Source organism: Pseudomonas sp. Z5-35, from assembly GCF_051131945.1.
GTDB lineage: Bacteria > Pseudomonadota > Gammaproteobacteria > Pseudomonadales > Pseudomonadaceae > Aquipseudomonas > Aquipseudomonas marvdashtae.
This window is the reverse complement of record NZ_CP071640.1, coordinates 1,230,090-1,251,253: the sequence shown is the minus strand read 5'-3', so window position 1 is coordinate 1,251,253 and position 21,164 is coordinate 1,230,090. Positions and strand designations below refer to the sequence as shown.

At 61.7% G+C, this 21,164-nt stretch carries 15 protein-coding genes; 6 read left to right on the top strand and 9 right to left on the bottom strand.

Annotated features, from left to right (window positions below; all coding sequences use genetic code 11):
• Positions 1 to 2: 2 nt before the first annotated feature.
• Positions 3 to 3,899 carry a phosphoribosylformylglycinamidine synthase gene (gene purL / locus J3P95_RS05880; RefSeq protein WP_434578329.1) on the bottom strand — a complete coding sequence of 1,299 codons (3,897 nt, stop codon included), beginning with the start codon at positions 3,897 to 3,899 and terminating at the stop codon, positions 3 to 5.
• A 287-nt stretch (positions 3,900 to 4,186) separates the two neighbouring features.
• On the opposite strand from purL, the gene mltF reads away from it, so the two are divergent.
• The gene (gene mltF, locus J3P95_RS05875; RefSeq protein WP_434561439.1) at positions 4,187 to 5,647 is read left to right on the top strand and encodes a membrane-bound lytic murein transglycosylase MltF; all 1,461 of its coding nucleotides are present in this window, start codon (positions 4,187 to 4,189) and stop codon (positions 5,645 to 5,647) included.
• 215 nt (positions 5,648 to 5,862) lie between these two features.
• Here mltF and pdxJ read toward each other — a convergent pair whose 3' ends face one another.
• The 8 genes from pdxJ to lptF form a co-directional block, all read right to left on the bottom strand.
• Positions 5,863 to 6,606: a pyridoxine 5'-phosphate synthase gene (pdxJ, locus tag J3P95_RS05870; protein ID WP_434578331.1), complete on the bottom strand. Its 744-nt coding sequence runs from the start codon at positions 6,604 to 6,606 to the stop codon at positions 5,863 to 5,865.
• Positions 6,607 to 6,655: 49 nt separating this feature from the next.
• Positions 6,656 to 7,345, bottom strand: a complete 690-nt coding sequence (recO, locus tag J3P95_RS05865; protein ID WP_434578333.1) for a DNA repair protein RecO — start codon at positions 7,343 to 7,345, stop codon at positions 6,656 to 6,658.
• Between the two features lie 77 nt (positions 7,346 to 7,422).
• Positions 7,423 to 8,325, bottom strand: a complete 903-nt coding sequence (gene era / locus J3P95_RS05860) for a GTPase Era (protein ID WP_186610934.1) — start codon at positions 8,323 to 8,325, stop codon at positions 7,423 to 7,425.
• Positions 8,318 to 9,007: a ribonuclease III gene (gene rnc, locus J3P95_RS05855; RefSeq protein WP_186610935.1), complete on the bottom strand. Its 690-nt coding sequence runs from the start codon at positions 9,005 to 9,007 to the stop codon at positions 8,318 to 8,320. Before rnc ends, era begins: the two co-directional genes overlap by 8 nt.
• 183 nt (positions 9,008 to 9,190) lie before the next feature.
• Positions 9,191 to 10,045, bottom strand: a complete 855-nt coding sequence (gene lepB, locus J3P95_RS05850) for a signal peptidase I (RefSeq protein ID WP_186610936.1) — start codon at positions 10,043 to 10,045, stop codon at positions 9,191 to 9,193.
• A gap of 5 nt (positions 10,046 to 10,050) precedes the next feature.
• The gene (gene lepA / locus J3P95_RS05845) at positions 10,051 to 11,850 is read right to left on the bottom strand and encodes a translation elongation factor 4 (protein ID WP_186640887.1); all 1,800 of its coding nucleotides are present in this window, start codon (positions 11,848 to 11,850) and stop codon (positions 10,051 to 10,053) included.
• A gap of 188 nt (positions 11,851 to 12,038) precedes the next feature.
• Entirely contained in the window at positions 12,039 to 13,100 is a 1,062-nt protein-coding gene (lptG, locus tag J3P95_RS05840; RefSeq protein WP_434578336.1) for an LPS export ABC transporter permease LptG, read from the bottom strand.
• The gene (gene lptF / locus J3P95_RS05835) at positions 13,093 to 14,214 is read right to left on the bottom strand and encodes an LPS export ABC transporter permease LptF (RefSeq protein WP_434561433.1); all 1,122 of its coding nucleotides are present in this window, start codon (positions 14,212 to 14,214) and stop codon (positions 13,093 to 13,095) included. The genes lptG and lptF overlap by 8 nt, the downstream gene beginning before the upstream one ends.
• Before the next feature lie 412 nt (positions 14,215 to 14,626).
• Here lptF and J3P95_RS05830 point away from each other — a divergent pair, with 412 nt between their 5' ends.
• From J3P95_RS05830 to rlmF, 5 genes are all read left to right on the top strand, one after another.
• Positions 14,627 to 16,117, top strand: a complete 1,491-nt coding sequence (locus J3P95_RS05830; RefSeq protein WP_434561431.1) for a leucyl aminopeptidase — start codon at positions 14,627 to 14,629, stop codon at positions 16,115 to 16,117.
• 60 nt (positions 16,118 to 16,177) lie between these two features.
• Positions 16,178 to 16,606, top strand: a complete 429-nt coding sequence (locus tag J3P95_RS05825) for a DNA polymerase III subunit chi (RefSeq protein ID WP_434578339.1) — start codon at positions 16,178 to 16,180, stop codon at positions 16,604 to 16,606.
• Between the two features lie 7 nt (positions 16,607 to 16,613).
• Entirely contained in the window at positions 16,614 to 16,988 is a 375-nt protein-coding gene (locus J3P95_RS05820) for a DNA polymerase III subunit chi (RefSeq protein WP_434561427.1), read from the top strand.
• A 126-nt stretch (positions 16,989 to 17,114) separates the two neighbouring features.
• Entirely contained in the window at positions 17,115 to 19,961 is a 2,847-nt protein-coding gene (locus tag J3P95_RS05815) for a valine--tRNA ligase (RefSeq protein WP_434578341.1), read from the top strand.
• A gap of 164 nt (positions 19,962 to 20,125) precedes the next feature.
• The gene (gene rlmF, locus J3P95_RS05810; protein WP_434626383.1) at positions 20,126 to 21,145 is read left to right on the top strand and encodes a 23S rRNA (adenine(1618)-N(6))-methyltransferase RlmF; all 1,020 of its coding nucleotides are present in this window, start codon (positions 20,126 to 20,128) and stop codon (positions 21,143 to 21,145) included.
• Positions 21,146 to 21,164 lie beyond the last annotated feature (19 nt).

Below are 21,164 nucleotides of genomic sequence, written 5' to 3'. Positions count from 1 at the left end.
TCTTAGTTCACCCAGACGCGTGCGTTGCGGAACATGCGCATCCATGGCGCGTCTTCGTTCCAGTCGTCCGAACGCCACGAGTTCTGCACCGCACGGAAGACTCGCTCAGGGTGCGGCATCATGATCGTGACGCGGCCGTCGCGGCTGGTCAGGCCGGTGATCCCGCGCGGCGAGCCGTTCGGGTTGGCCGGGTAGGTTTCGGTGACCTTGCCATGGTTGTCGACAAAACGCAGCGACACACAACCCGACAGATCGGCTTCCAGCAGTGCCTCTTCGCTTTCGAACTCCGCATGGCCTTCGCCGTGGGCGATGGCGATCGGCATGCGCGAACCGGCCATGCCTTGCAGGAAGATCGAGTTCGACTCCTGGACCTGGACCATCGCGACGCGGGCTTCGAACTGCTCGGAACGGTTACGCACGAAGTGCGGCCAGAACTCGCTGCCCGGGATCAGCTCGTGCAGGTTGGACATCATCTGGCAACCGTTGCACACGCCGAGGGTGAAGCTGTCGGTGCGTTCGAAGAAGCCCTGGAATGCATCACGGGCGCGGCTGTTGAACAGCGCCGACTTGGCCCAGCCTTCACCGGCCCCGAGCACGTCGCCGTAGGAGAAACCGCCGCAGGCGACCATGCCCTTGAAGTCGTTCAGGTCGACACGGCCGGCGAGGATGTCGCTCATGTGCACGTCGATCGCGTTGAAACCGGCGCGGTCGAACGCTGCCGCCATCTCCACCTGACCGTTGACGCCCTGCTCGCGCAGGACCGCCACTTGTGGGCGAATGCCTTTCTTGATGTAGGGCGCGGCGACGTTTTCGTTGACGTCGTAGCTGAGCTTGGCGCTCAGACCCGGGTTGTCTTCTTCCAGCAGCGCGTCGAATTCCTGCTCGGCGCAGTCGGCGTTGTCGCGCAGGCGCTGGATCTGGTAGCTGGTCTCGGCCCACTGGCGCTGCAACACGCGACGCTGGCCTTCGAAGACGGTGTCGCCGTTGAAGGTGATATTGATGTGGGCGTTGTTGATCGGCTGGCCGATCACCGAGACGCACTCGGCCAGGCCGGCGGCGCTGAACTGGGCGAGGATGTCCGGGGTAGCGTCCTGGCGAACCTGGATCACCGCACCGAGTTCTTCGTTGAACAGGATGGCCGGGATTTCAGCGGCGGATTCGGCGACGCTGTCCAGGGTCAGGTTCAAGCCGCAATGACCGGCGAAGGCCATTTCCACCACGGTGGTCAGCAAGCCGCCATCGGAACGGTCATGGTAGGCCAGCAAGTGACCGTCGGCGTTGAGGCCCTGGATCACCGCGAAAAAGGCTTTCAGGTCTTCGGCATCATCGACGTCCGGCGCTTGCGAGCCGAGCTTGCCATGCACCTGGGCCAGGATCGAGGCGCCCATGCGGTTCTGGCCACGGCCCAGGTCGATCAGGATCAGGTCGGTGGTGCCCTTGTCCATGCGCAGTTGCGGGGTCAGGGTCTGGCGGATGTCGGTGACTGGGGCGAAACCGGTCACGATCAACGACAGCGGCGAGGTCACGCTCTTGTCCACGCCTTCGTCGTTCCAGCGCGTGGCCATGGACATGGAGTCCTTGCCCACCGGAATGGTGATGCCCAGTTCCGGGCACAGCTCCATGCCGACCGCCTTGACGGTGTCGTACAGGCGGGCGTCTTCGCCCGGATGACCGGCGGCGGACATCCAGTTGGCCGACAGCTTGATGTCGGACATCTTGCCGATGCGCGAGGCCGCGATGTTGGTCAGGGTCTCGCCGATCGCCATGCGGCCCGACGCCGGGGCGTCCAGCAGCGCCAGCGGCGTGCGCTCGCCCATGGCCATGGCTTCGCCGGTGTAGACGTCGAAGCTGGTGGCGGTCACGGCCACGTCGGCCACCGGCACTTGCCATGGGCCGACCATCTGGTCGCGGGCCACAAGGCCGGTGATGGTACGGTCGCCGATGGTGATCAGGAAGCTCTTGCTCGCCACGGCCGGGTGATGCAGCACACGCTCGATGGAGTCGGCGATGTCGAGGATCGATGGATCGAAATCGTCGCCCAGCTCGGCTTCGCGAACGGCCGAACGGTGCATCCGCGGGGCCTTGCCCAACAGCACTTCCAGCGGCATGTCCACCGGGCTGTTGCCGAAGTGGCTGTCGGTGACGGTCAGTTGCGGCTCGGCGGTGGCCTCGCCGACGACCGCGAACGGGCAGCGCTCACGCTCGCAGATCGCCTGGAAGCGCTCGAAGTCGGCCGGGCCGACCGCCAGGACGTAACGCTCCTGGGATTCGTTGCTCCAGATTTCGTGCGGGGCCATGCCCGGCTCGTCGTTCGGAATGTTGCGCAGTTCGAAGCGGCCGCCGCGGCCACCGTCGTTGACCAGTTCCGGGAACGCGTTGGACAGGCCGCCCGCGCCGACATCGTGGATGAAGCTGATGGGGTTCTGCTCGCCCAACTGCCAGCAGCGGTCGATGACTTCCTGGCAACGGCGTTCCATTTCCGGGTTTTCCCGCTGGACCGAAGCGAAGTCCAGGTCGGCCGAGCTGGTGCCAGTGGCCATGGACGAAGCCGCGCCGCCACCCAGGCCGATCAACATGGCCGGGCCGCCGAGAACGATCAGCTTGGAGCCGACCACGATCTCGCCTTTCTGCACGTGTTCGGCGCGGATGTTGCCCATGCCGCCAGCGAGCATGATCGGCTTGTGGTAACCACGGACTTCCTCACCACGGGGGGTGGTGATGGACTGTTCGAAGGTACGGAAGTAACCGGTCAGGGCCGGACGGCCGAATTCGTTGTTGAACGCCGCGCCGCCCAGCGGACCTTCGATCATGATGTCGAGGGCGGTGACGATGCGCTCAGGCTTGCCGTAGGGCTTTTCCCACGGTTGTTCAAAGCCAGGAATCCGCAGGTTCGACACGGTGAAACCGGTCAGGCCGGCCTTGGGCTTGGCACCGCGTCCGGTGGCGCCTTCGTCGCGGATCTCACCACCGGAACCGGTGGACGCGCCCGGGAACGGGGCAATGGCGGTCGGGTGGTTGTGGGTCTCGACCTTCATCAGGATGTGCACCGGCTCCTGGACCGCACCGTACTGGCGGGTCTCGGGGTTCGGGTAGAAACGGCCAGCCACATTGCCGACGATGACCGCGGCGTTGTCCTTGTAGGCCGACAGCACACCTTCGTTATGCATCTGGTAGGTGTTCTTGATCATGCCGAACAGGCTTTTTTCCTGGCTCTGGCCGTCAATGTCCCAACTGGCGTTGAAGATCTTGTGACGGCAGTGCTCGGAGTTGGCCTGGGCGAACATCATCAGTTCGATGTCGTGCGGGTTGCGCTTCAAGCCCTGGAAGGCGTCGACCAGGTAATCGATCTCATCTTCGGCCAGGGCCAGGCCCAGCTCGGCGTTGGCTTTTTCCAGCGCGGCACGGCCGCCGCCCAGTACGTCGATGGCGGTCAGCGGCTTGGGCTCGGCGTGGCTGAACAGGCCGGCGGCCTGCTCAAGGTTGCCCAGTACGACTTGGGTCATGCGGTCATGCAAGCCGTCGGCGATCAGTTGGGCCTCGGCCTCGCTGAACTGACCGGCGACATAAAAGGCAATGCCGCGCTCCAGGCGCTGGATCTTCGCCAGGCCGCAGTTGCGGGCGATGTCGCTGGCCTTGCTCGACCACGGCGAAATGGTGCCGAAACGTGGCAACACCAGGAACAGCCGACCGGTCGGCTCCTGGACGGGAACACTGGGACCGTACTTCAGAAGGCGCGCGAGCACCTGCTGTTCGTCGCCGGTCAAACCGCCGGTGACTTCGGCGAAGTGAGCGAATTCAGCATACAAGCCACTGACAGCCGGTACTTTCTGGCTCAGTTGCTCAAGAAGTTTGCTGTGGCGAAAGGCAGAAAGGGCAGGAGCGCCGCGCAGGATCAACATCTTCGGGACAGCCTCGGGAAGGGGTGTGCTTTGAGGCCGTGCATTCTAGCCTAAACCGCTGGCGACGGCATCCGAAACGGTAGGGACAATGCCAGCCGAACGTCGGTCGTGGCGCAGACGGCTTGGTCGCGCCGCTGTTGCGAGAACCCGATGGAGTTATTTTTTACCGACATAAAACCCGCCGCGCGCCGGCCCGCCTGTGTTGCGGACACGTTTTGCAACCTCTAGCAGACTGGCCTTTCACTGTCGATATATGGCGGCCGAGGCCGTTTGCGTATACTGCGCAGATGTTTTCCCCAACGGCTTTGCGTCCGCGGTACGCCAGATGGCTGATCGCAACCGGACTCTTCCTGGTGCTCAGTGGTTGTGTTGAGAAACCCAACACACTGGAGCGCGTAAAGGAGGATGGCGTGCTGCGGGTCGTCACTCGTAACAGCCCCGCCACCTACTTCCAGGATCGCAACGGTGAAACCGGCTTCGAATACGAGCTGGTGAAGCGCTTCGCCGAGGATTTGGGCGTCGAACTGAAAATCGAGACCGCCGACAATCTCGACGACCTCTTCGGCCAGGTCGGCAAGCCCAACGGCCCGGTGCTGGCCGCCGCAGGCCTGGTCAGCAGCGAACAGCGCAAGAAACAGGTACGGTTTTCCCATCCTTATCTGGAAGTCACCCCCCAGATCATCTACCGCAACGGCCAGTCGCGCCCTACCGACGCGGCAGCCCTGGCCGGCAAGAAGATCATGGTGCTCAAGGGCAGCTCCCACGCCGAACAACTGGCGCAGTTGAAACAGCAATACCCGGGCATCGAATACGAAGAGTCCGACGCGGTTGAGGTCGTCGACCTGCTGCGCATGGTCGATGAAGGCCAGATCGACCTGACCCTGGTGGATTCCAACGAAGTGGCAATGAACCAGGTGTACTTCCCCAACGTACGCGTGGCGTTTGACCTGGGCGATGCCCGCAGCCAAAGCTGGGCGGTGGGCCCGGGCGAAGACCACAGCCTGCTCAACGAGATCAATGCGTATTTGGACAAGGTGCAGAAAAACGGCACGCTGCAGCGCCTCAAGGATCGCTACTACGGCCACGTCGACGTCCTCGGCTACATGGGCGCCACCACGTTCGCCCAGCATCTGCAGCAACGCCTACCCAAATACGAACAGCACTTCAAGGCCTACGCCAAGAAAGAAAAGGTCGATTGGCGGCTGCTGGCGGCGATCGGCTATCAGGAATCGCTCTGGCAACCGACGGTCACGTCCAAGACCGGCGTGCGCGGCCTGATGATGCTGACCCAGAACACCGCGCAGGCCATGGGCGTGTCCAATCGCCTGGATCCGAAGCAAAGCATCATGGGCGGCGCCAAGTACCTGGCTTATATGAAGGAGCAACTGGACGAGAGCATTGAAGAGCCAGACCGCACCTGGTTCGCGCTCGCCGCCTATAACGTAGGCAGCGGCCACCTGGACGACGCGCGCAAGCTCGCCGCCAAGGAAGGCCTGAACCCGAACAAGTGGCTGGATGTGAAAAAGATCCTGCCGCGCCTGTCGCAGAAACAGTGGTACAGCAAGACCCGCTATGGCTACGCTCGGGGCGGCGAACCTGTGCACTTCGTGGCGAACATCCGCCGCTACTACGACATCCTGACCTGGGTGACCCAGCCGCAGCTTGAAGGCAACCAGGTGGCCGAGGGCAATCTGCACGTGCCGGGTGTCGACAAGAGCAAGCCGAACCAGGAATCCCCGCAGTTATAAGCTGTAACCAACTTCCAATGTTGTGATGAACCTGTGGCGAGGGGATTTATCCCCGCTGGGCTGCGCAGCAGTCCCCAAAGCATTCAACTCAATCTGCCTGACACACCGAGGCGCCAGATTTTAGGGCTGCTACGCAGCCCAGCGGGGATAAATCCCCTCGCCACAATAGAATTTGCAAGCTCAAGTGAGCAGGCACATTGGGTTATGGGACGGGCTCAGGACTTGGCTGCAGCCAGAATCAACGCTTTCATCTCCGCCACCGCCGACTTGAACCCAACAAACATCGCATGCGCTACCAGCGCGTGGCCAATGTTCAGCTCGTTGATGCCCTTGATGGCCGCGACGGCTTCAACATTATGGTAGTGCAGGCCATGGCCGGCATTGACGATCAACCCTTGGGCCAGGCCAAAGGTGACGCCATCGGCGACCCGTTGCAGCTCATCGGCCACGTCCGTCGGCGTTTCGGCATCGGCATAACGACCGGTATGCAACTCGATGGCCGGTGCGCCGACACGCTTGGCGGCCTCGATCTGCCGCTCGTCGGCGTCGATGAACAGCGACACCTCGGCGCCGAGTTTCGACAAGCGCTCCACCGCCAGGCTGATCCGCGACTCCTGCCCCGCTACGTCCAGGCCGCCCTCGGTGGTCAGCTCCTGGCGCGTCTCCGGTACCAGGCAGATGTGCGCCGGACGGATGCGTTCGGCGAACGCCATCATTTCCTCGGTCACGCCCATTTCAAAGTTCATGCGGGTCTGCAGCACGTCCTTGAGCAGCAGCACGTCACGCTCCTGGATGTGACGGCGGTCTTCACGCAAGTGCACGGTGATGCCGTCGGCCCCCGCTTCTTCCGCGTCCAGCGCGGCCTTGACCGGATCCGGGTAACGCGTACCGCGGGCCTGACGCAGGGTGGCGACATGGTCGATGTTCACGCCGAGAAGAATGCGATTGCTGGTGCTCACGAAAGCGCTCCTGAATGGACAGAGATTCGGCCCACAGCATACGGGTAGATCAGGGCTTGCGAAACAGCTCGCGACTGACCAGCGGCCGACCACCCAAATGAACCGCCAAGGCTTGGCGCATCAAACGCTTGGCCGCCGCCAAGGCGCCCGGTGCGGTCCAGTCGGCCTCGGCCATCGCCAGCAACTCAACGCCATTGAACAGGCCGGGCTGCAATTGATAGACCTGCTCCAGGCCCGCATCCACTTGCAAGCGGTACAGACCGTCCGCGGCGATGGGTTGACCGTGCAGGTCGGTGTCCAGGGCAAAACCGTAGCCCAGGTCGTCCAGCAGGCGCCACTCGAATGAACGCAGCAGCGGCTCCAGCGGGCGCCCCTCGGCCAAGGCTTGCAGCGTGGCGGCGTAGTGGTCGAAAACGGCGGGATGAGGATCTTCGGCCGGGAGCAGGCGAATCAGCAACTCGTTAAGGTACAAGCCACTGAACAGCGCCTCGCCGTTGAGCCAGGCCGCCACGCCATTACTTTCCATGCGCCCGACGTTTTTCAACTCGCCCCGCCCGCGGAATTCGACTTCCAGCGGCACGAACGGCCGCGCCAGCGTTCCGGCCTTGCCCCGCGCCCCACGCAACACCGCCCGCAACCGCCCTTGTGGCGTGAGGAAATCCACCAGGGCGCTGCTTTCGCGGTAGGCACGCGAGTGCAGGACGTAGGCGGATTGAGCGATGGGTTGGGTGGGCGGCATCGGGGGCCTGAATATCAATAAGATATCAATGGATGAACAGATCTTGTGGCGAGGGAGCCCGCCCCCAGCCAATCAGATTACAGGTCGCCGTAACCCAATGAACGCAATGCACGCTCGTCGTCGGACCAGCCGCCCTTCACCTTGACCCACAGGTTGAGCATGATCTTGGAGTCGAACAGCAACTCCATGTCCTTGCGCGCCTCGGTGCCGATGCGCTTGATACGCTCGCCCTTGTCGCCAATGATGATTTTCTTCTGGCCGTCACGCTCGACGAGGATCAAGGCGTGAATATGCAAGGTCTTCCCTTGCTGCTTGAATTCTTCAATCTCGACCGTGATCTGGTACGGCAGCTCGGCGCCCATCTGGCGCATGATTTTCTCGCGCACCAGCTCGGCGGCGAGGAAACGGCTGCTACGGTCGGTGATCTGGTCTTCGGGGAAGAAATGATCGTTTTCCGGCAGGTGGTCGGCAATCACCCGTTCCAGCGCGTCGAGGTTATGGCCGTGCTGGGCAGAGATCGGGATGATCTGGGCATTGGGCAACTGCTCCTGCAACCAGCTCAGGTGCGGCATCAGCTCGGCCTTGTCTTCGATGCGATCGGTCTTGTTCAGCGCCACGATCAAGGGGCCGGTCACGTACTGGACGCGTTCGAGGACCATCTGGTCTTCGTCGGTCCACTTGGTCCGGTCGACCACGAAGATCACCACGTCGACGTCTTTCAACGCCGCCGAGGCGGTCTTGTTCATGTAGCGGTTCAGGGCCTTTTCGCCGCCCTTGTGCATGCCCGGGGTGTCGACATAGATCGCCTGGACGGCGCCTTCGGTCTTGATGCCGAGCATATTATGGCGGGTGGTCTGGGGCTTGCGCGAGGTGATCGCCAGCTTCTGGCCGAGGATGTGGTTCAGCAACGTGGACTTGCCCACGTTCGGCCGTCCGACAATGGCAACATAGCCGCAGCGGGTGACGGTTGTATCAGTCATTGCCATTCTCCACGCCCAAGGCGATCAGTGCTGCGGCAGCCGCTACCTGTTCGGCAATACGACGACTCACACCCTGGCCTCGGCTTTTTTCATTCAATAAGACCACTTCGCATTCGACGAAGAAGGTTCGGCAATGCGGCTCACCTTGGATATCCACCACTTCGTAGCGCGGCAGATCGCAGCTGCGCGATTGCAGGAATTCCTGTAAGCGGGTCTTCGGATCCTTGTTGGTGTCCACCAGCGTCAAGCTGTCGATCTCGGAAGTCAGCCAGGCCAGCACACGCTCACGCGCCATTTCCATGCCCGCGTCCAGGTAAATCGCCCCGATCAATGCTTCCAGGGCGTCCGCCAGGATCGACTCGCGACGGAAACCGCCACTTTTCAATTCACCCGAGCCCAAGCGCAAGTATTCGCCCAGGTCGAAACCGCGGGCGAGTACCGCCAGGGTCTCACCTTTCACCAATCGTGCGCGCAAACGCGACAACTGGCCTTCGCGAGCCAGGGGAAAGCGTTCGAACAACGCCTCGCCGGCCACGAAATTGAGAATGGCATCGCCAAGGAATTCCAGGCGTTCATTGTTGCGCCCGGCAAAACTGCGGTGAGTGAGGGCCAGGAGCATCAGTTCCTGATCCTTGAAAGTGTAGCCGAGCTGGCGCTCGAGACGACTTAGAGAAACGCTCACGGTTTACCCACGCTGAGTTCGTGGCTGGATTCCACCGCCACGGCGGCGAGGCGCCGTTGACTTGGGACAATTAACGCTGTGTTCAAAAATGACGTCCTGACTATCGTTGGCTTCATGCCTTCGGGAACCTTGTTCAGGTTCCAGAAATGCATTCGGCGCTGTGTTCAACAGCGCCGTGTGTGATTACTTGATCAGGCCAACCCGCGAGAAATTCGGCAGGTGACTGAGTTTGGGTTCCGGCCAGCTCATCCAGACCGCAAAGGCCTTGCCGACGATATTGCGGTCGGGGACCATGCCCAGCATGTCCTTGGGAATGTTCGGATCATCCCAATACCGGCTGTCGTTGGAGTTGTCGCGGTTGTCGCCCATCATGAAATAGTGCCCAGCCGGCACGGTCCACGAATGGTCCGGCGTGGCGCGGTAGCGGCTCATTTCCTTGCGGATCAGGTGTTCGGCTTCGCCGAGTTTTTCCTTGTACAGCTCGGCGCTGCCCAGGGTGCCCGGTTCGGAACCGATCAACTGCTCGGCCACCAGCTCGCCGTTGACAAACAGGCGCTTGTCGGCGGTGTAGCGGATCTTGTCGCCCGGCAGGCCGACCACGCGCTTGATGTAGTTGACGTTAGGGTCGCTCGGGAAGCGAAACACCATGACATCGCCGCGTTGCGGGTCGCCGATCTCGATGACTTTCTTGTCGATCACCGGCAGCCGGATCCCGTAGGAGAACTTGTTCACCAGGATGAAATCGCCAACGTCCAGGGTCGGCTTCATCGAACCGGACGGAATCTGGAACGGTTCCACCAGGAACGAGCGCAGCACGAGCACAATGAACAGCACAGGGAAGAACGACTTGCCGTATTCGACCAGCAGCGGTTCCTTGTTGAGCTTTTCGATGACCACGCCATCAGGCTGGCTGACGCTGCCCTGATAAGAGGCAATCGCGGCCCGGCGCCGAGGCGCCAGGAACAACAGATCAAGCAACGCCAACAAGCCGCAGACGAACACGGCGATAACCAGCAACAGCGGGAAATTTAGCGACATAGGACCTAACTATCCAACCTGAGCACCGCAAGGAAGGCTTCCTGTGGAATTTCCACGTTGCCGACCTGCTTCATGCGTTTTTTACCGGCCTTCTGCTTTTCCAACAGCTTGCGCTTACGGCTAACGTCACCGCCGTAGCATTTGGCCAATACGTTCTTTCTGAGCGCCTTGACGGTTGTGCGCGCCACAATCTGCCCGCCAATGGCGGCCTGGATTGCCACGTCGAACATCTGCCGCGGAATCAGTTCCTTCATCTTCTCGGTCAATGCGCGACCTTTGTAGTGCGCGTTGTCACGGTGCACGATCAATGCCAGGGCATCGACTTTCTCGCCGTTGATCAGCACATCCAGCTTCACCAGATTAGCCGATTGGTAGCGATCGAAATGATAGTCCAGCGAAGCATAGCCGCGGCTGGTCGATTTCAGGCGATCGAAGAAGTCCAGCACCACTTCGTTCATCGGAAGGTCGTAGGTCACCTGGACCTGCGTACCGAGGAACAGCATGTCGTGCTGCACGCCACGCTTTTCAATGCACAGGGTAATGACGTTGCCCAGATGCTCCTGAGGCACAAGGATGTTGGCGCGCACGATCGGCTCGCGCATATCCTCGATGGCCGACAGGTCCGGTAGCTTGGACGGGTTATCGACGTAGATCGTCTCGCCGCTCTTGAGCAGCAGCTCGAAGATCACCGTCGGCGCCGTAGTGATCAGGTCCAGGTCATACTCGCGCTCCAGGCGCTCCTGGATGATTTCCATGTGCAGCATGCCCAGGAATCCACAACGGAAGCCGAAGCCCAGGGCGTCGGAGCTTTCCGGGGTGTATTGCAGGGACGAGTCGTTCAGGGTCAGCTTCTGCAGGGCTTCGCGGAAGTCTTCGAAGTCGTCGGAGCTGACCGGGAACAGGCCGGCATAGACCTGCGGCTGGATGCGCTTGAAACCTGGCAGCACATCGACATCGGGGGTGGAGCTCAAGGTCAGGGTGTCGCCGACTGGCGCACCGTGGATGTCCTTGATACCGGCGATGATGAAGCCTACTTCACCGGCCTTCAGGTCGACGGTGGCGGAGTGTTTAGGGTTGAAGACACCGACGCTGTCCACCAGGTGGATCTTGCCGGTTGACTTGACCAGGATCTTGTCGCCTTTCTTCACGCGGCCATGGCGCACGCGAACCAGGGACACAACGCCCAGGTAGTTGTCGAACCAGGAGTCGATGATCAACGCTTGCAGCGGATCTTCGATGTTGCCGGTCGGCGCGGGGATGGTGGCGACCAGGCGCTCTAGCACTTCGTCGACGCCCAGGCCGGTCTTGGCGCTGCACGTGACCGCGTCGGTGGCATCGATGCCGATGATTTTTTCGATTTCTTCCTTTACCCGGTCCGGATCGGCCTGGGGCAGGTCGATTTTGTTAAGCACCGGCATGACCTCAAGACCCTGCTCGATGGCCGTGTAGCAGTTGGCAACCGATTGGGCCTCGACGCCCTGGCCGGCATCGACCACGAGCAATGCACCTTCACAGGCCGCCAGCGACCGGCTGACTTCATAGGTGAAGTCGACGTGGCCCGGGGTGTCGATGAAGTTGAGCTGGTAGGTGATGCCGTCTTTGGCCTTGTAATAGAGGGTAACGCTGTGGGCCTTGATGGTGATCCCGCGCTCACGCTCCAGGTCCATGGAATCCAGGACCTGGGCTTCCATTTCACGCTCGGCCAGGCCGCCGCACATCTGGATAAACCGATCAGCCAGCGTCGACTTGCCATGGTCAATGTGGGCGATGATGGAGAAATTGCGGATATGACTCAAATCACTCACTGATCAACACTCAAAAAGGCTGCAGGCATGGCCCGCGGAAAAATAGCCGGGAATTGTACCTGATCCATCGAGCAAGCGTCACGCTCGCCTGTCGATGAGCTTTTGTGGAATAAGAACAAGGGCCGCTTCGCGACCCAGCGGGAGCAAGCTCCCTCGCCACAAAAGCGCCATTGCCACAAGGGCGCCGGTCAACCGGCCCGGCGCAGCAGCCAGAGGCCGGCCAGCGCGCAGACACCGGCCGGCACCAGCACCGCGAACAGCGGCGAGAAACCGAACACCAGGCTCGATGGCCCCAGCAAATCCTGGGCGATGCGGAAGGTGAAGCCCACCAGCACACCGGTGAATACCCGTTGGCCAAGGGTCACCGAACGCAGCGGACCGAAGATGAAGGAAATCGCCATCAGTACCAGGGCAGCGGTCACCAGCGGCTGCAACACCTTGACCCAAAAAGCCAGCCAGTAGCGACCATTGTTCAGGCCCTGGTCCGCCAGATAGTGGATATACCCCCACAGTCCGGTAATCGACAAGGAGTCCGGCGCCATCACCACGGTGCTGAGCAATTGCGGGCTCAGGGCCACGTCCCAACGCTCTTCATGGGCAGTGACCACTTCGGTGCGCTTGTCATGGAACAGGGTAGTGGTGACCTCCGTCAGTTGCCAATGATCCTCGGTAAATTTGCCGCGTTTGGCGAAGCTCGACGACAGCATGTGACGCTCGTCATCGAAGCGATATCGCGTCACGCCATACAGCGTTCCGTTGGGCTGGACCGAGTTGATATGAATGAATTCGGCGCCCTGGCGGTGCCAGAGGCCATGCTTGGCGCTTTGCGCATCACCACCGCCCTGGGCCAGGGAGCGATTGGCCTGCGCAGTGTTTTCAGTCGCCGGGGCGACGTACTCACCGATCAGCACACCTACCAGCATCAGCACCAGCATCGGCTTCATTACCGCCCAGACGATCCGACCGATGGACACGCCAGCGGCGCGCATGATGGTCAGTTCGCTGTTGCTCGCCAAGCTGCCCAGGCCGATCAAGCAGCCGATCAACGCGGCCATCGGCAACATGTCGTAAAGCCGTCGCGGCGCCGTCAGCAGGACGTAGCTCGCCACGTCCAGCAGCGTATAGGTATCGCTGACGTCGCCCATTTCATCGATGAACGCGAACAAGGTCGCCAGGCCAAGAATGATCCCCAGGACAGCAAGGATCGCCATGAATACGCTGCTGCCGATGTAGCGGTCGAGTTTAACCACGGGCCACCTCCAGCGCGCTGCGACGACTGGCCAGTTTCAGGCGCAGCGGCTCCCAGTAGAGCAACCCCAGGCCAATGACGAGGAAGATCGAATGCACCCACCACAGGCCCAGGGCCGGCGGGATCTTGCCTTTTTCCAGGGCGCTGCGGGCGGAAATCAGGATGGTCAGGTAAGCCATATACAAAAGAATCGCCGGCAACAGCTTGAGGAAACGGCCCTGGCGCGGATTGACCCGCGACAGCGGGACCGCCATGAGCGTCACGATGAACACCAACAAGGGCAACGACAGGCGCCACTGCAGCTCGGTGCGGGCCCGAATGTCATCGTTGCCCAGCAGGCTGGCCGTAGGCATCGCATCGCGGTCGGTGACTTCGTCGCTGACCTCGGGCTTGGGCAGCAGCACCCCATAGGTGTCGTACTTGATAGCGCGGTAATCGGCCTGCCCCGGCTTGCCGTCATAGCGGTAGCCATTTTCGAGGATCAGGTAGCGGTTGCCGTCTGGGTTGATTTCCTGGCGTCCCTTCTCTGCTACCAGCACGGAGATGCCGCGATCCTTCTTGGTATCCGATGACAGGTTCTTTTGCGTAATGAAGACCCCGCCCAGGTTGACCCGGTCGTCCGAGAGCTGTTCGGTATAGGTGACACGCGTCCCGTCGCGCAGGGCCTGGAAGCGCCCCGGCACCAGGGTGTCGAATTCCGTCATGGCGTCCTGCTGATTGATCAGCAACTGGAACTGATTGGCGCCCTGGGGCGACAGGCTCAGGCTCAACCAGGCCACCACCAGCGCCACCAGGGTTGCCGGGAACAGGGTGATGCGAAACAGACGCTGCTGGCTCATGCCGGTGGCTGACAGCACGGTCATTTCACTGTCCAGGTACAGGCGACCGTAAGCCAGCAGGATACCGAGGAACAACCCCAGCGGCAGGATCAATTGCAGAAAGCCCGGCAAGCGGAACCCCATGATCAGGAACAGCGAGCCTGGGTCCAGGGCGCCGGAGGCCGCCTGGGCAAGGTACTTGATGAAACGCCCGCTCATGATGATGACCAGCAGCACCGCGCTTACAGCGCTCAGGGTCAGCAGGACTTCGCGGGATAAATAACGGAAGACGATCAAACCAGACACTCCAGGATTGTCAGGCTAAGGCGGCCAAACAAGACACGTATCGAGCCAGCCCATACGAGCGAGCCGCCGAAAAAAGAGCCGCATTATCCTGTGATTGGAGGCGCCTGTCACTGCGAACGCTTTAATGCAGACGCCTCAACGTCAAAAAGTTAACAACGCCGAGGGTTGTCAGGCTCGGGCGCCGGGGTTCAAACTGCGGCCTTCGTCGCCGGCATGCCCCGGCGCTTCTATAAGGTCAGCTGCAAGCGGCAAGCTCCAAGCGGCAAGTTCAGAGCAGTACGCGTACTGCTTCAGCTTGCCGCTTGAAGCTTGCCGCTCGAAGCTGCCTCATAGATAGAAGACAGCTGTCCAGCGCGCCACTGCCCGGCGCCTGCCTCTTGACCATTCACTCAGGGATCCGGACATGGAATTGGTTGTAAAAAGCGTCAGCCCAGAAACGTTGAAGACTGCCACGCTGGTGGTTGCCGTTGGTGAAAACCGCAAGCTTGGCGTCGTCGCCACCCAGCTCGACGCCATGAGCGGCGGCGCCATCAGCGCCGTGCTCAAGCGCGGCGACCTGGCTGGCAAGGTCGGTCAGAGCCTGTTGATGCACAGCCTGCCCAACCTCAAGGCCGAGCGCGTGCTGCTGGTGGGCGTGGGCAAGGACGCCGAGCTGGGCGACCGTCCGTTCCGTAAAATCATCGCCGGCGTGCTCGGCACCCTCAAAAGCCTGGGCGGCGGCGATGCCGCACTGGCATTGGACGAACTGGTGGTCAAGGGCCGCGACAGCTATGGCAAGAACCGCCTGCTGGCTGAAACCCTGGTGGATGGCGAATACCAGTTCGATCAATTCAAAAGCCAGAAAGCCGAACCCCGCGCCCTGAAGAAAATCACCCTGCTGACCATCAAGGCCGCCCAGGCTGAAGTCCAGCGCGCCGTGACCCACGCCACCGCAATCGCCAATGGCATGGCCTTCACTCGCGACCTGGGCAACCTGCCGCCGAATATCTGCCATCCGACCTTCATGGGCGAACAGGCCAAGGCGCTGGGCAAGGAGTTCAAGGGACTCAAGGTCGAAGTCTTCGATGAGAAGAAGATCAAGGACCTGGGCATGGGCTCGTTCTACGCCGTCGGCCAAGGCAGCGCCCAGCCGCCGCGCCTGATCGTCATGCAATACAACGGCGGCAAGAAATCCGAGAAGCCGTACGCACTGGTCGGCAAGGGCATTACCTTCGACACCGGTGGCATCAGCCTCAAGCCCGGTGCCGGCATGGATGAAATGAAGTACGACATGGGCGGCGCCGCGAGCGTGTTCGGTACCCTGCGCGCGGTGCTCGAACTGCAATTGCCGATCAACCTGGTGTGCATCCTCGCCTGCGCCGAGAACATGCCCAGCGGCACCGCCTCGCGTCCGGGCGATATCGTCACCACCATGAGCGGCCAGACCGTGGAAATCCTCAACACTGACGCCGAAGGCCGCTTGGTGCTGTGTGACGCCCTCACCTACTCCGAGCGCTTCAAGCCGCAAGCGGTGATCGATATCGCGACCCTGACCGGCGCTTGCGTCGTCGCCCTGGGCGCCCATACGTCGGGCTTGCTGGGCAACAACGACGAGCTGATCGGCCAACTGCTCAGCGCCGGCCAGCAAGCCGACGACCGTGCCTGGCAACTGCCGCTGTTCGATGAGTACCAGGAACAACTGGACAGCCCGTTCGCCGACATTGCCAACATCGGCGGCCCGAAAGCCGGGACCATCACGGCGGCGTGCTTCCTGTCGCGCTTCACCAAGAACCTGAACTGGGCGCACCTGGACATCGCCGGCACCGCCTGGACCAGCGGCGGCAAGGACAAGGGCGCCACCGGCCGTCCGGTGCCCCTGTTGACCCAGTACCTGCTGGACCGCGCCAAGGCCTGACACCGATGACCGTCGTTGGCGTCGCCCTCGGGTGGCGTCAGCGGCGGCTCAGGAACCGCAATGACCAAAGTCGATTTCTATATCCTGCCCAGCGCCGATCCGTCGGCGCGGCTGGATTTCGCCTGCAAGCTCACTGAAAAGGCCTGGCGCATGGGCCATCGCATCTACCTGCATTGCAGCGATACCGCCCAGCGCGACGACCTCGATGCGCGCCTCTGGGCCTTCAAGGGTGAAAGCTTCGTGCCCCATGGCCCGGCGGAAAGCGAGCCCGAGGGCTTGATTGTATTGGGGCTTGGGGAAGACTGCGGTCAGCACCAGGACCTGCTGGTCAACCTCGACCTGAAAGTGCCGGCCTTCGCCCAGCGCTTCGCCCGCGTGGCGGAAGTGGTGGTGGAAGACCCGGCCATCCGACAAGCCGCGCGGGAGAGTTTCCGCTTCTACCGCGAACAGGGCTATCCTCTGCAAGACCACCGTTTACAGCGACTCTGAGCCTTCGATGGACACTTCAAAACCGCAAAAACCCGCACAACTACTGGATGACCTTGAGTCGATCCGCCAGCTGCTCGGAGACGACAACCTGCAACCACCGCTGCTGACCGATACGGTCGAGCATGAACCCGTGCACGACGAACAGATCCCCCTGCTGTTCGATCCGATCAATGGACAGCCCGAACCCAAGCCAGCCCCCCAGGCCGAGCCCAAAGGCCCGGATGCCCTGCTGCACCTGGACCGCGAATTGCGCGCGGCCGCGCAATTGATCCTGCAAGACGTGATCGACGATTTCGCCCCGCACATCGAGACCGAGATCAAGCGCCGGCTGGATGCGAGGATGGAGCGGCTAGTCGCCGCAGCTGCGAGCGACAAGCTTTAAGCTGCAAGTAAAATCAAAAGCAAAAGCCGGATCCCGCTTGCAGCTTGTGGCTTGTGGCTTGTAGCTGCCCCCCCCGCTATACTTCCCGGCTTTTCCTGAATGAATGCCAATAGGGTCCCGCCGCGCATGGATAAGACCTACCAGCCGCACGCCATTGAAACTTCCTGGTACAACACCTGGGAGTCCGAGAATTATTTCGCTCCGCAAGGCGCGGGCGATTCCTACACCATCATGATCCCGCCGCCGAACGTCACCGGCAGCCTGCACATGGGCCACGGTTTCAACAACGCGATCATGGACGCCCTGATCCGTTTCCGTCGCATGCAAGGGCGCAACACCTTGTGGCAACCGGGCACCGACCACGCCGGTATCGCCACGCAAATGCTGGTGGAACGCCGTCTCGAAGCCCAGGGCCAGAGCCGTCATGACCTGGGTCGCGAAAAATTCCTCGAGAAAGTCTGGGAGTGGAAAGACGAGTCCGGCGGCAACATCAGCCGCCAGATCCGTCGCCTCGGCTCGTCCGTGGACTGGAGCCGCGAGCGCTTCACCATGGATGACGGCCTTTCGGAAGCGGTCAAGGAAGCCTTCGTGCGCCTGCATGAAGACGGGCTGATCTATCGTGGCAAGCGCCTGGTCAACTGGGACACCAAGTTGCACACGGCCATTTCCGACCTCGAAGTGGAGAACCACGACGAGAAAGGTTTCCTGTGGAACCTGAAGTACCCATTGGCCGACGGCGCCAAGACCGCCGAAGGCAAGGACTACCTGATCGTTGCCACCACGCGCCCGGAAACCATGCTGGGCGACTCCGCCGTGGCGGTGAACCCGAACGATGAGCGCTACCAGGCGCTGATCGGCAAGTTTGTCGAATTGCCCCTTGTTGGCCGTCGCATCCCGATCATCGGCGACGATTACTGCGACCCTGAATTCGGCACCGGCTGCGTGAAAATCACCCCGGCCCACGATTTCAACGATTACGAAGTTGGCAAGCGCCACAACCTGCCGCTGCTGAACATCTTCGACAAGAACGCCAACGTCTTGCCAGCAGCCCAGGTCTTCAACCTCGACGGCACACTGAACGAAAGCATCGATGGCCAGATCCCGGCCGAATACGCCGGTCTGGACCGCTTTGAAGCGCGCAAGCAGATCGTTGCCGCATTCGATGCCGTCGGCCTGCTGGTCAGCGTCGACGATCACGCCCTGAAAGTGCCGAAAGGTGACCGTTCCGGCACCATCATCGAACCGTGGTTGACCGACCAATGGTACGTGTCCACCAAACCGCTGGCCGAGCCGGCGATTGCCGCCGTGGAAGACGGCCGCATCCAGTTCGTGCCCAAGCAATACGAAAACATGTACTTCTCGTGGATGCGCGACATCCAGGATTGGTGCATCAGCCGTCAGCTGTGGTGGGGCCATCGCATCCCGGCCTGGTACGACGAGTCGGGCAAGGTCTATGTCGGCCGCGATGAAGCCGAAGTCCGCGCCAAGCACAACCTCGGTCCGGACGTGGCCCTGGCGCAGGACAACGACGTCCTCGACACCTGGTTCAGCTCGGGCCTGTGGACCTTCTCCACACTGGGCTGGCCGCAGCAGACCGAATTCCTGAAGAAATTCCATTCCACCGATGTGCTGGTCACCGGCTTCGATATCATTTTCTTCTGGGTCGCCCGGATGATCATGCTGACCATGCACTTGGTCAAAAATGAAGATGGCACGCCGCAGGTACCGTTCAAGACCGTGTACGTGCATGGCTTGGTGCGCGATGGCCAGGGCCAGAAGATGTCCAAGTCCAAGGGCAACGTCCTGGATCCGCTGGACATCATTGACGGCATCGACCTGGAAACCCTGGTGCAAAAACGCACTTCAGGCCTGATGCAGCCGAAACTGGCGAAGAAGATCGAGAAAGCCACCCGCGAAGAATTCGCCGAGGGCATCGCCAGCTACGGCACCGATGCGCTGCGCTTCACCTTCTGCTCGCTGGCGTCCACCGGTCGCGACATCAAGTTCGACATGGGCCGCGTCGAAGGCTATCGCAACTTCTGCAACAAGATCTGGAACGCTGCACGTTACGTGCTGGACAAGGGCGAAGACTGTGGCCAGAACGGCGAAGCCGTTGAACTGACCTTGGCCGATCGCTGGATTATTTCCCAGCTGCAACGCACCGAAGCCGAAGTGACCCGCCAGCTCGACCAGTTCCGTTTCGACCTGGCCGCGCAAGCCTTGTACGAGTTCATCTGGAACCAGTATTGCGACTGGTACCTGGAACTGTCCAAGCCGGTGCTGTGGGACGAGAACGCGCCGGTCGAACGTCAGCGCGGCACTCGTCGCACCCTGGTTCGGGTACTGGAAGTGGCCCTGCGCCTGGCGCATCCATTCATGCCGTTCATCACCGAGGAAATCTGGCAGCGCGTCGCACCGCTGGCCGGCGCCCAAGGCAAGACGATCATGCTGCAACCTTGGCCGGTGGCCAACGAAAGCCGCATCGATCCGGCAGCCGAAGACGACATCGAGTGGCTCAAGACCTTCATGCTCGGCCTGCGCAACATTCGCGCCGAAATGAACATCGGCCCGGGCAAGCCGCTGACCTTGTTCCTGAAGAACGCCAACGCCGAAGACCTGCGCCGCCTCAACGAAAACGAGGCGCTGCTCAAGAAGCTGGCGAAGCTCGAATCGGTGACCGTGCTGGCGGCTGGCGAGGAAGCGCCGCTGTCCGCCACCGCCCTGGTCGGCGAGATGGAAGTGCTGGTGCCGATGGCCGGCTTGATCGACAAGGCCGCCGAACTGGCGCGGCTGGACAAGGAAATCCTGCGCCTCAAAGGCGAAGTGCAGCGGGTCGGCGGCAAGCTGTCCAACGCCGGCTTCGTTGACAAGGCGCCGGCCGAGGTCATCGAGAAGGAACGAGCCAAGCTGGCCGAGGCTGAGCAGGCCTTGGGCAAATTGGCCGAGCAGCACGCGCGGATTGCCAGTTTGTAACGGCGGTTCGCAACAGAAGAAGGAGGCCCTGGTGGCCTCCTTTTTTCTGCCCGTCACTTTCCCTACCGTACTACTCGCACATTTAAATCGAGCAGTCATCACGACCAGGTTGGATGTGGGACAATGCCCGCCACTTTTTGAGCCAGCCCCGAATCGACCCGCCCATGACTGCCCCTCGCCCCCCCAAACCTGCCCGCCAGAAGCCCAAGCCCACCACTGAGGCCAAAGCGCCTCGGGAGAAGGCCAGCCTGCACCCGCGCAACCGCCACCAGGGCCGCTATGACTTCCCGGCGTTGATCAAGAGCACCCCGGAACTGGCGAAGTTCGTGATCATCAATCCTTACGGCAAGGAAAGCATCGACTTCGCCAGCCCCGACGCCGTGCGAGTGTTCAACCGGGCGCTGCTCAAATCTTTCTATGGCATCGCCCATTGGGACACTCCGGCAGACTACCTGTGCCCGCCGGTGCCCGGCCGTGCGGACTATGTGCACTTTCTCGCCGATCTGCTCGCCAGCCATAACGGCGGCGAGATCCCTCGTGGGGCGACGGTCAAGGTGCTGGACGTCGGCACCGGCGCCAACTGTGTTTATCCGCTGATCGGCCACAGCGATTACCGCTGGCACTTCCTCGGTTCTGAGATCGACCCGACGGCGATCGCTTCGGCCAAGGCCATCGTTCAATCCAATGGCTTGAACAAGGCCATCCAACTGCGCCAACAAACCAACCGCAAGCAGATCCTGCTGGGCCTTTTGGAAGACGCCGAGCGGTTTGACCTGACAATGTGCAATCCACCGTTCCACGCTTCCCTGGACGAAGCCACCAAGGGCAGCCAGCGCAAATGGCGTGCGCTGGGCAAGGCGGACCCGAAACGCAAGTTGCCGGTGCTGAATTTCGGCGGCCAGGCGGCGGAGTTGTGGTGCGAAGGTGGGGAAGTGCGCTTCGTGACCCAGCTGATCAGCGAGAGCGTACAAGTGGCCGGGCAAGTGCTGTGGTTCAGCACCCTGGTGTCGAAAGCCTCGAACCTGCCGGCAATTCATGCCGCCCTGAAAAAAGCCGGAGCACTGCACAGCAAGGTGGTGGAGATGTCCCAGGGCCAGAAGCAGAGTCGTTTCGTGGCTTGGACCTTCCAGACCGAGGCACAGCAGCAGGCGTGGCGCCAGTCGCGCTGGGTTCGCAAGGACTAAGCAGCACTTTTCCCAAGGC